General features: G+C 36.1%; 10 protein-coding genes and 1 other RNA gene. 9 read left to right on the forward strand and 2 right to left on the reverse strand.

Annotation, left to right across the window (positions count from 1 at the left end; translation table 11 throughout):
• Position 1: 1 nt before the first annotated feature.
• On the reverse strand, positions 2–940 hold the full coding sequence (gene gshB / locus ACFIKD_RS02310) for a glutathione synthase (RefSeq protein ID WP_375635973.1): 939 nt from the start codon (positions 938–940) through the stop codon (positions 2–4).
• Between the two features lie 87 nt (positions 941–1,027).
• Here gshB and ACFIKD_RS02315 point away from each other — a divergent pair, with 87 nt between their 5' ends.
• The gene (locus ACFIKD_RS02315) at positions 1,028–1,822 is read left to right on the forward strand and encodes a molybdopterin-synthase adenylyltransferase MoeB (protein WP_375635974.1); all 795 of its coding nucleotides are present in this window, start codon (positions 1,028–1,030) and stop codon (positions 1,820–1,822) included.
• Positions 1,823–2,714: 892 nt separating this feature from the next.
• Here the strand turns inward: ACFIKD_RS02315 and ACFIKD_RS02320 are convergent.
• Positions 2,715–3,278: a c-type cytochrome gene (locus tag ACFIKD_RS02320; RefSeq protein WP_375635975.1), complete on the reverse strand. Its 564-nt coding sequence runs from the start codon at positions 3,276–3,278 to the stop codon at positions 2,715–2,717.
• Positions 3,279–3,382: 104 nt separating this feature from the next.
• Here ACFIKD_RS02320 and ACFIKD_RS02325 point away from each other — a divergent pair, with 104 nt between their 5' ends.
• The 8 genes from ACFIKD_RS02325 (at position 3,383) to ACFIKD_RS02360 (ending at position 11,626) form a co-directional block, all read left to right on the forward strand.
• Complete coding sequence (locus tag ACFIKD_RS02325; RefSeq protein ID WP_375635976.1) at positions 3,383–4,114, forward strand: 3-deoxy-manno-octulosonate cytidylyltransferase; 732 nt, start codon at positions 3,383–3,385, stop codon at positions 4,112–4,114.
• Complete coding sequence (locus tag ACFIKD_RS02330; RefSeq protein ID WP_375647129.1) at positions 4,111–4,974, forward strand: prephenate dehydratase; 864 nt, start codon at positions 4,111–4,113, stop codon at positions 4,972–4,974. The genes ACFIKD_RS02325 and ACFIKD_RS02330 overlap by 4 nt, the downstream gene beginning before the upstream one ends.
• A gap of 344 nt (positions 4,975–5,318) precedes the next feature.
• Entirely contained in the window at positions 5,319–5,726 is a 408-nt protein-coding gene (locus tag ACFIKD_RS02335; protein WP_375635978.1) for a hypothetical protein, read from the forward strand.
• Between the two features lie 1,587 nt (positions 5,727–7,313).
• Positions 7,314–7,411, forward strand: an RNA gene (gene ffs / locus ACFIKD_RS02340) — signal recognition particle sRNA small type.
• Between the two features lie 223 nt (positions 7,412–7,634).
• Positions 7,635–9,575, forward strand: coding sequence for a DNA polymerase III subunit gamma/tau (locus tag ACFIKD_RS02345; RefSeq protein ID WP_375647131.1), 1,941 nt, complete (start codon positions 7,635–7,637; stop codon positions 9,573–9,575).
• 14 nt (positions 9,576–9,589) lie between these two features.
• Complete coding sequence (locus ACFIKD_RS02350; RefSeq protein WP_012754643.1) at positions 9,590–9,913, forward strand: YbaB/EbfC family nucleoid-associated protein; 324 nt, start codon at positions 9,590–9,592, stop codon at positions 9,911–9,913.
• 29 nt (positions 9,914–9,942) lie between these two features.
• Positions 9,943–10,548: a recombination mediator RecR gene (gene recR / locus ACFIKD_RS02355; protein WP_012754642.1), complete on the forward strand. Its 606-nt coding sequence runs from the start codon at positions 9,943–9,945 to the stop codon at positions 10,546–10,548.
• Between the two features lie 49 nt (positions 10,549–10,597).
• Complete coding sequence (locus ACFIKD_RS02360; RefSeq protein WP_375635980.1) at positions 10,598–11,626, forward strand: YeiH family protein; 1,029 nt, start codon at positions 10,598–10,600, stop codon at positions 11,624–11,626.
• Positions 11,627–11,962: the final 336 nt, after the last annotated feature.

The raw sequence follows: 11,962 nt of genomic DNA on the forward strand, positions 1-11,962 counted from the left end.
ATTAATTTGAACGCTTGAACTCAATAACATCCCAAAACAAATGAGCAACATCTGTACCGCAGAAGTGTTTAATTTCACGAATTCCTGTAGGAGACGTCACATTAATTTCTGTTATATAATCTCCGATCACATCAATCCCCACAAAAAGAAGACCACGTTCCTTTAAGGCTGGAGCAATGCGTTCACAAATCTCATAATCACGTTTTGTTAACTCAACATTTTCCGCGCGACCTCCAACATGCATATTAGAGCGCACATCTGTTTTTGTCGGAATTCGATTAATAGCTCCAACGGGTGTACCATCAAGCAAAATAATCCTTTTATCTCCTTTTCGTACTGCCTCTAAATAGCGCTGAACAATAAAAGGTTCATGATAAATTTCTGCAAACATTTCCAACAATGATGCTAAATTGCGATCATCTTGTTTTAAATAAAAAACACCAGCGCCCCCATTTCCATAAAGTGGTTTAACAATAATATCGCCAAATGTCTCTCTAAAAGCTGTTATTTCTTCAATATCTTTGGTAATTAATGTTTCTGGCATCAGATCAGAAAATTCAGTAACAAAAATTTTTTCTGGACTGTTGCGTACCCATGCTGGATCATTCACAACGAGTGTTTTAGGATGAATACGTTCTAACAAATGAGTCGTCGTGATATAATTGAGATCAAAAGGTGGATCTTGGCGTAAAAGAACCACATCCATATCTGTTAATTCCGTGCGAACAGGCTTTTCTAATTGATAGTAGTTTTCCTCTTTATCATGCACAATCAATGGCTCTAGTCGTGCAATCACACAACCATCGCACAGAGATAAACGATCTGGTGTATAATGGAAGAGAGAATGTCCACGTTCTTGTGCTGCTAAAGCGAGTGCAAATGTCGTATCTCCTTGAATCCGAACTGTTGAAATATGATCCATCTGAATAGCAATTTTCATAAATAAATCCTCCCTATCCTAAAAGCAGACTGGTCTATGCACCATAAACTTAGTAAACAATAAAAGAACTATGACAAGAGAAAATTTATGACACAAGAAACAGATACAAAATTAAACAACAAAGAAATCGAACGCTATGCACGCCACATCATTTTGGCTGAGATTGGTGGTGCAGGGCAACAAAAGCTAAAAAAAGCACGTGTTCTTGTTGTGGGCGCTGGTGGTCTTGGTGCTCCTGTCTTAACCTATTTGGCTGCCGCAGGTGTTGGAACCCTTGGAATTGTCGATAACGACATCGTTTCACTTTCCAATTTACAACGCCAAGTTATTCATAAAACAAATGCAATAAACAAAAGAAAAACAGACAGTGCTGAAACCACTATAAAAGCAATAAATCCCCATGTTGTAGTTGAAAAACACACCCTACGCCTAGATAAAAGTAATGTGGATAAACTGCTCAATGCTTACCACATCATTGTTGATGGAAGTGATAATTTTACGACACGCTATCTTCTTGCTGATCACGCTGCCCAATGCAAAAAACCTTTAATAAGTGGTGCTGTAGAACGTTTTAATGGTTCATTAACCGTCCTTATGCCGTATAAAGACAATAATCCTCACTATCGCGATTTATTTCCCACGCCTCCGGCTCACGGAACTATCCCAACATGCGCTGAAACTGGAATCATCGGTGTTTTACCTGGCGTTATTGGGACCCTACAAGCAATGGAAGTTATTAAAATGATCACAAATATTGGTGAACCCTTAGTGGGAAAAATTCTTCTCTACAATGGATTATTAGCGCAATTTAATATTATTACTTATAAACGCTCAAATTATAAGGAAAATGCCATAGTTATTAAGAAGCTTGGGGAATCATGATTATGTCTCCTCGCGCATTAATTTTTAGCACTCTCGCAATATGTATTGAAATACTGATGTTTTATCGTAAGTCATCGAAACACTGTAACCAATGGAAACTATTAAATTTATCACAAATATGGAAGACCTTTTGTGAAAAAATAATTCTCTATAATAGCTTATCAGCATAATTTCATGTCATCGTCTATAAATGAACAAAGACTCGTGCAAACTTAGCTGCCATCAGTATTCTTGTGTAAAAAATTTTCGAAGTAGATAAAAATATAATCAGCAGAACTCTATTTTACTATTTACACATAAAAATTGCTTCACATGAAAGTGCTTACTTCAAACCATAACCTGTAAATAAATAATCTAAATCATAGTTTAGTTATCGATACTATAAAAGATCAATGATCTGTCCCTACACCTCTAACCTCAAGAGAAAACGTCTATTCATCAAGCATCATAAAACGCAGCTTAGGATTATTGCACGTATAAGAATAATCAATTGTCTCTGTCCATAAGAAAAATACATGGGTATTGATGTGTACAGAAAGATTCTGTTAAACCTCATGGAGAGCTTTAATTACATAATTATTGCATTCAGAAGAAGAAAGCTGCGGCTCATGAATTTATAATCCTTCAGCAATAATTTCACAGACAAGCATATGTAGAAAAAGTGAAGCAAACGAATCTTGAAAATCAATCTGCAGATGACAGCGTAAAGAGTGCATTTTTATAAAAGATCTCTTTAAAACAAGCGAGTAAATATGTAACATTAAATGTATTCTGTTTTGAATGAGGGACGTTCCCCCTAACAAAACATCGATAAGAGCTCTTTTGATAAAACCGTGAAACTAAAATTACAAAAAATCAGACTTCTTTCTAAAATTAACATCTATGGTATAAGTTAATTTGGCTCGTTCGCTTTATTATTATCCATTGGTAAAGGAACAGGATGATCGGATAAACTGCGTAAATAAAGCAAAAGATCGGCACGATCTTGATCATTTTTAATTCCACGAAAAGACATAATAGTCCCAGGAAAAGCTTCACGTGGAGAATGTAAATAACGATCCAAAGTGATAAAATCCCATTTTTGATCAGAATGAGAACGCAATGCCCGTGAATAAGCAAAACCTGCTGCTGATGCCAAAGGGCGATTAACAATCTCCCAGAGAACTGGACCAACACGCCCTGCTTCATTGCGTCCAGAAGTATGGCATATGGCACATTGGCGAAAAAGTTTACGGCCATTTTCAAAATTGCCTTGTCGAAGACGGCTATTTAGTGATAGAGAAACATCAGGTGCTTTTTGTTTTTCTTGAAATGTATCATTCTTGGCAACTGTATGATAATATTGGGCTGATGTAGGATGATCGTAAACTATATTGCTGAGTGTAGAAATCCCCACAATAATGACCAGCACACATAAACAAGCACAAATAAAATAAATAAATCTCGAGCGATTCATAAAAACTCAAATGTTCACGGTTTCATTACCATTTTTAGTTTAAGCTTTTTCTTTATAACACACAACATCATAAATGCATCACAGATGACATTTGGAATCTTACAATGGCTCTTGAACCAATTATTCTTATTCCTGCTCGTATAGGCTCAACCCGTCTTCCTCAAAAAGCTCTCGCTGAAATTGGCGGAAAGCCGATGATTGTACATGTCGCAGAACAAGCCAAAAAAGCTGCAATAGGGCGTACGATCGTTGCAACAGATCATAATGATATTGCTAAAGCTGTTGCAGATTATGGGCATGAATGTATCATAACACAAGGTGATCATAAGTCTGGATCTGATCGTATTTATGAAGCTTTAATGCGTATTGATCCTGAACAACGTTACAATACCATTTTAAATATACAAGGTGACTTACCAACAATAATGCCTCGTGAAATCATTCATGCGCTACGCCCTTTAGAAAATAGCTTTACTGATATTGCAACCTTGGGTGCTCGAATCATTGAAGAAAATGAAAAAAGAGATCCCAATGTCGTCAAAATCATTGGTACACCTCTTTCTCAAAATCGCCTTCGTGCTCTTTATTTTACGCGCACCACAGCACCTTATGGAGATGGTCCTCTTTATCATCATATTGGAATATACGCTTATCGGCGCGAAGCACTTGAGAAATTTATATCATTCAAACCCTCTACACTCGAGCAACGCGAAAAACTTGAACAATTACGTGCATTAGAACATAATATGCGCATCGATGTGGAGATAGTTGATACAATTCCCTTAGGCGTAGACACACAACGTGATCTCGATAAAGTGCGCGAGATTTTAGCATGAAAATACTTAAAAAAACCAATAAAATTTCTTTCCAAGGAGAATACGGCGCTAATTCCCATATTGCTTGCTCCAATATGTTCCCCAATATGGATGCTGTTCCCTCTGCTACTTTTGAAGATACCCTTAATTTAGTGGAAAGTGGGAAAGCTGATCTTGCTATGATCCCTATTGAAAATACTCTTGCGGGACGCGTTGCAGACATTCATCATCTTTTACCGCAATCATCTCTTTATATTATTGATGAATATTTTTTACCTATCCATTTTCAATTAATGGTTTTGCCCGGCGTTACATATGACGAAATTAAAACCGTCCACAGCCATACGCATGCCCTTGCACAATGCCGAAAAATCATACGAAACAACGGTTGGAAACCTGTTGTTTCTGCTGACACCGCTGGAGCTGCAAAATTTATTAAAAAAAATGCTAAACGTTCACAGGCTGCCTTAGCTCCTCTGATCGCAGCAGAACTCTATGGACTTGATATTCTTGAAAGGGATGTTGAAGATACCCCTCATAATATTACCCGTTTTGTCATCCTTTCACGCTCCAAACGACATGTTCCCAAGCCTAAAAATGGCGAAAAAATCATCACCAGTCTTCTTTTTCGAGTGCGCAATGTCCCGGCTGCTCTCTATAAAGCTATGGGAGGATTTGCAACGAATGGTATCAATATGACAAAATTAGAAAGCTATCAAATTGGTGGAAATTTCAATGCAACACAATTCTTTGTTGATATTGAAGGACATCCTGAAGATCCGATGATGAAACTTGCCTTAGAAGAATTATCTTTCTTTTCTGCAGAACTGCGTATTATCGGTACTTATCCGGCACAAAACGATCGAACATCGTATATATAAAAGCAATTCAACTTGTATAAAAATCAATGTAAAAACACAGTAACCAAACATAAAAACGCTTGTACCATATATTTCCCTTTATATATTAAAGAGAGGTTCTTGAGAAAAGTCATTTCTTCTGACAATTTATTTCAATAAAGATAACGAACTTCCAAATTAACTCTCAAAACAATTCAAATTATTATACATAATAGAGCATTCAAATCTCTTAGACTGATATCATTCTGAACATGGTTTAAAGCTAGAAAATGCAACTTAGCCCTGCTTTTAGCATTAAGTTTGAACTTTCATTTTTATAAAAACTGATTTATGATTCATCTCACTTTAGAAAAAAGGAAAGGATAATGAAAAAAATCTTCGCGCAAGGATTATTAGCCGCAAATATTTTCGCCTACTCTAGTGTTGCATTTGCTGGCTTTGGTGAGAGAAAATGGAATTTTTCGCTGGATGAAAGTGTTGTGATCACCCCATCCGATATTGTCCATCAAGGAGTTGAATACTCTTGTAGTATCTTTAAACCGAATAAAGTATCCTTCACTTTATCGTACTCTACCCCTTCTGATCTAAACAAATTGAGAATTGTTGTTGATGATGAAAAGAAAATAACCCATGATAAAGAAAAGAAGGTCTTTACACTAAAAAATATAAAATCTCTTCATATAAGTTTTCCTTCGTCAGGACATTATATTTTTAAAAATATTACGAAGAAAAAAGTTGTTGGAACGAATTGTGACACAGGAGATTATGATTAATAATATTTCTATAACATCTAAATTTGAGTAGAGTTATTCTTTTTTCAGGTATTTTTTTCAAAATACGACATGATAAGCTGTTAAAACTAATCGCTGAAGAGGTATTTTTATACTAATATGGAAAAACCTTAAGCTGCTCAGAACATTAGATATTGAAGGACTTTTGCAAAAACTAAAAGACTAAACTTAAATTGTTCTGGATTTTCTACTATAAAAGCTATTTTTTAATAAGAATATGACTTCTATCTTCGTAGCTGCTTCATTTTAAGTGCTATGAAGCACATCTTACCCAAATCACTTAGATAAACAGAAAAGCAAAATTTTCTCTATAGATGCATTCCTCGCTGCATTTTAAATCACACTCATTCAGCTTTTTGTAAAAATTCATCTCGTTTTTCCCTCCTTGTTAAAGAATATAATTATTTGAAACTATAAAATGTCGCTTATATCGAATAAGAACCATTTTTACGCTTATAAAACCAGTACCCCCTTATTTCTATAGCGCTGAATGTTGCATCTTCTCTTGTATGAGCACAGTCACTTAAAAAATATATGAAACCTTTTCTCAAATGATGAAAATTCATATATTGATCCATCTTGTGATAAACATCGATGTTTTTTAATTAAAAGAACAAGCACGCAAAGAGCGATAACATCTACTCAGTATTTATATTCGTATATGTTAAAAGAAAAAATATTACGTATTTGATATTCTCATTCACTATAGAAATCAGGTGGTGGTCTTATAAGATATTTAAGATATTGACTTATCATTATAAGACTTTGATTTTTTATACTGAATTACAATCACAAATAAAGTAAGATCCTCCCATCTTAAATCTTCATATTGAATCAATTAAAATCGTTTCCTTGAAAGTTACAAATGGGGGTGGTGTGTGAGTAAAAACGATTAAAAAAGGAATAAAAATGCTTCTTATAAAGCCTCTCAAGTGCAAGGGATCGCAACATTGGGAATTGTTAATAGTATGAGGGCTCAAATTTATACTTTTATTAAGCATAAAGAGGGTAGTGTACAATGGATTTATACCTCAAGGGAAGTATGTATACTATTTACGAGCGGGGTTTGAAATATAGTTAACAGTACTGAGCAATAGCTCTTTAAAAAGCATGTGAATGTAGAACATTAAGTTATTCTGTTTGGGATGTTCTGTTTTGTGTGAGAGGAGCAACACCATTAAAGCAATATTTGCTAATTATTTAAATAGCACTCTTCCCCCTAACTTTCGAATGTTAGCCAATTACATGATCTATCTACTTTATTTGCTTCTTTGACTGTTGTAAATTTTTGATGATTCAATTTCGTAGTTTTAGAACAGACGTATCTATCCTAACACTCTTACATGTTTCAGCGAATGAGAATAATTATACATTCAGATTATCTTAAGCGAAAAATATTTTCATACCAAATAAATATGAAGAGCTACTGCTATGAAAACTGGTAAATCCATAATCTCTTTGTTGTTTATATGTCAATAAATTAAACGCAAAGGAAAATTCTTCGTCGTTCTTAGGATATTTTTCGTTTCTGAGCTTGATTTTTCATTCCAAATCGACAATATGAACTTGGGAGGTTGGTGGTGGACGAACTGCTCGCCAACTGGGTCAGGTCTGGAAAGAAGCAGCCCCAACGAGTTTTGGTACGGGTCATCGTGCCAACCTCCTATTTTGCTGAAGAAATTATTTTTTATGCTGTCTTTTAGCGAGGTGCCTTTAATCTTCAGAGCGGCATTTTTATGCAGCAAATAAAGGGGTTTGGTTATTTTTTAACAAATTGTCCCATAAATAATTTGATTAAGAAAAAATCCTTTTATATGAGACTACAGTATTGATCTATGCTTTTGTATTATCAAAATGTACGCATAAAGAACTTCGAAGTTGGAAATATTCATGGAAAATGTACCGGTAGAAACAGCCTATCGTGTTCTTGCTCGTAAATATCGACCCCAAAACTTCTCTGACCTTATTGGTCAGGAAGCTATGGTGCGTACTCTCACCAACGCCTTTGAAAAAGGTCGTATTGCACAAGCGTGGATGTTAACAGGGATTCGTGGCGTAGGTAAAACCACAACAGCACGTATTTTGGCACGTGCGCTTAATTATAAAACAAAAGATATTGACCAACCGACAACCGTATTAGACTCTCTTGGTGAACATTGCACACAAATTATCGAAGGACGCCATATTGATGTTATAGAAATGGATGCCGCTTCTCATACGGGCATTGATGATATTCGTGAAATTATTGAACAAATACGCTATCGTCCTGTTTCTGCACGTTATAAGGTTTATATTATCGATGAAGTACATATGCTCTCAACACAAGCCTTTAATGGTTTATTGAAAACTCTTGAAGAACCACCGTCCCATGTGAAATTTATTTTTGCCACAACAGAAATTCGCAAAGTCCCTATTACAATCCTTTCGCGTTGCCAACGTTTTGATTTGCGGCGTATTGAATCAAAAGCTTTGAGTGCACATTTGCGCCAAATTGCGAAATATGAAAAGGTAGAAGTAGAAGATCAAGCACTCTCTATGATTGCCCGTGCTGCAGAAGGATCTGCACGTGATGCATTATCCATTTTTGATCAAGCGATTGCCCATAGCAATGGCAATGTTAATGCCATTGCGGTGCGTACAATGTTAGGATTAGCGGATCAAGCACGTATTATTGATCTTTTTGAATTTATCATGAAAGGCGATGTTGTTAATGCATTACATGAATTACGCAGTCAATATGAGGCAGGTGCTGATCCTCTTACTATATTGACAGAACTAGCCGACTTTAATCATTTGGTCACACGTTTACGTTTTACACCAGAAATAGTGGAAGATTTCTCACTGACTGAAGAACAACGTTTAAGAAGTTTAGACTTTTCAAAAAAACTTTCCGTTCCTATTTTATCCCGAAACTGGCAAATGTTACTCAAAGGTTTACAGGAAGTTAATCAAACTGCACGTCCGCTTCAAGCCGCTGAAATGCTTTTAATTCGTCTTGCTCACACGGCTGACTTACCAACTCTTGATGAAGCTTTAAAAAAGCTTACGCAAGAAAAAACACCTCTCACACTGGTTAAAAACTCTTCTCATCAAGAATCTACAAATGCAGATAATATAACAAAAGAAACAATGGTCGAAGCCCATGCTTCCTCGAGCGTTTCAAATACATTACCAGATCAATCAGATTTAAAAACATCCTTGAAAAACCAATTAGATCATTCCTTACAACCGGAAAATTTAGTTAGAAATCAAAAACCTGACAAAATCAACGTCCAAGAAGTAACAGAAACTCTTGAAAATTCTCAATCTATTGATCTTTCTGAAAAGAGTGCAAATTTATCGCATTCTGTCACGCAAACAACAGAAAAGATTACTCAACCTAAAACTCTAGTGATTAATTCTTTGCACGATATTGTTCAATTAGCCGAACAGCATAATGATGCCCCTTTCAAACTTCTTATTAAAGAATTTGTTCATCCTGTTTCTTTTGAAGCTGGGCATATTACCTTAAGACTTTCTGAAAATACCCCACAATTTCTTGCTCATGATATAGAAAAAAAGATATCTCAATGGACTGAAAAACGCTGGACAATAACTTTTGTTAATGAAGGAGGTGGCCCAACCTTACAGGAGGAAAGTATAGCGATTCAAAAGACTCTTTTTTCCAATGCAGAAACAGATCCTGATATCGCGAAAATCCTCAACCATTTCCCAGAAGCAAAAATTGTCGATATTCGACTCAATAAAGAAGAAAATGATCTTGATTTACTCCCCAATACCTTTAAAAATGCTGATATTTTTAAAAATAAAAATGATATCAATGATGAATAAGGATACCTATTCCTATGCGTGAAATGATGAGTATGATGAAAAAAGCCAAAGAAATGCAAGAAAAAATGCAGAAGATTCAGGAAGAAATAGCTAATCTGCAAGCTACCGGCACTGCAGGCGGAGGTCTCGTCAATATCACTTTAAATGGCAAAAATATTATAACAGCAATTCAAATTGATCCTTCATTACTCAAACCTGAGGAAGCTGAAATTCTCGAAGATCTCATTATGGCAGCTTATAATGAAGCAAGAACAAAAATCGAAATCGCAATAGAAGAAAAAACCAAAAGTATAACGGCAGGGATACCGCTCCCTTCGGGTTTCAAGCTTCCATTTTAATGAAACGGATTTTTCCGTGGGACAAAAATATGTCTAAATACATTGCAGGACCTGAGATTGAACGTCTCATTCAGATTTTATCACGTATACCAGGTCTTGGTCCACGTTCAGCGCGTCGTGCTGCGCTTCATCTTATCAAAAAAAAGGAAACATTGCTGGAGCCTTTAGGAGCAGCTATACAAGCAGCTATAGAAAAAGTCGGCATTTGTTCTGTTTGTGGAAATGTCGATACCATTGATCCTTGTTCAATTTGTACAGATTTGCGCCGCGATGATACAACAATCATCGTTGTTGAGGATATTGCTGATCTGTGGGCTCTTGAACGCGCAAAAACTTTAGCCGCACGTTACCATGTATTGGGTGGACGACTCTCCCCCTTAGATGGAATAGGTCCTGACGAACTCAACATTGCCACCTTAATACAACGTGTTGTACAAAATCCTATTACGGAAATTATTCTTGCTGTCAATGCGACTGTCGAAGGTCAAACAACTGCTCACTATATCACCGATCAGCTCTCTAACTTCTCCGTTAAAATTACGCGACTTGCTCATGGTGTTCCTGTAGGAGGCGAGCTTGATTATCTTGATGATGGAACTTTAGCAGCAGCTGTACAAGCACGAACAAATCTCTAAAACTTTTTCCTCTTCACCTTTAGCTCTTTAATGACGGGGGAATATTAAAATGTCAAAGAAAAAACTCTCATTTTTGAACGACCTTGGTCCAGGTATTCTATTATGCCTGCTCATATCTGCCTTAGCTTATGGTTTAGAAGTAATAGAAAAACAGTTTTTCGCAGAAGCGTGGCTTGAAAGCCTTGTTTTGGCAATTCTTTTAGGATCAATTACTCGTAGCTGTTTTAATCTGCCCAAATATTTCCAAAAAGGTATAGTCTTTTGTGCAAAAACGCTTCTTGAAATTGCTATTGTTCTTTTAGGGGCAAGCATTAGCATCCGTGCTGTTCTTTCAGCCGGTTGGAATTTGCTTGCAAGCATCGTATTCGTTATATTTATAACGATCCTCATTAGTTTTGTTATAGGCAGACTTTTTGGACTTTCTGCAAATTTAGCAATGCTGGTCGCTTGTGGTAATGCCATTTGTGGCAATTCAGCTATCGTTGCAACTGCCCCTGTCATTCATGCTAAACATGAAGATGTAGCGGCAGCAATTGCTTTTACCGCTCTTTTAGGGGTTCTTATTATTTTATTTCTCCCTTTTTTACACCCACTTTTGAATTTATCATTTAACCAATACGGTGTGCTTGCTGGCATGGTTGTTTATGCTGTACCACAGGTCTTAGCAGCAACAGCGCCAATATCTTTCGTGAGCGTTCAAATTGCAACAATTGTCAAATTGGTGCGGGTTTTAATGTTGGGCCCTGTTATTTTTATCCTATCCATCATCTATCGTCGATCAGCACAAACACATTTTCGTCTACATACTCTCGTCCCATGGTTTATCATCGGTTTTATTATCATGATGCTTATTCGTTCAAGCGGACTTATTCCTGAAACGGCTATAAACCCGATCAGACTTATTGCTCAACTGTTCACGGTCATTTCAATGGCAGCTTTAGGATTAGGTGTTGATATCCGCTCATTAAAAAAAGCAGGATGGCGCGTTATTTTAGCTTCAACTTCCTCCATACTCCTTCTTGGCGCGTGTAGCCTTATCATGATAGGATTGATTGATCTGAACCATATAACATTTTGAAATATGCATTAATTATTTTTTTTCAATGGAGCATGCAATCAATCCAAAGGTTCACTAATATTAAAATCAGTTCTTTCATACAACCAGAAAAAGTTCTAAAATACTGCTCATTATTCTATACAAAAAAATTGAAAGAGCTGATATTTAAGTGAAAACTGTCAAATTTGCTTTTCAGTCCATAATGATTTGCAACGACGTAGTATTAAAATACGTAACTCATGCAAAACAATGCCATTTCTTTCATCTGCTCTCATTACGCTGAAGTTTTTATATAAAGACTGATAGAATATGCTCTTATTGGGAAAAAATGTGGGGTCATGGCTTTCCCCCTTTTAA

It is taken from the genome of Bartonella sp. CR84HXZ, assembly GCF_042194535.1.
Classification (GTDB): Bacteria; Pseudomonadota; Alphaproteobacteria; order Rhizobiales; family Rhizobiaceae; genus Bartonella; species Bartonella grahamii.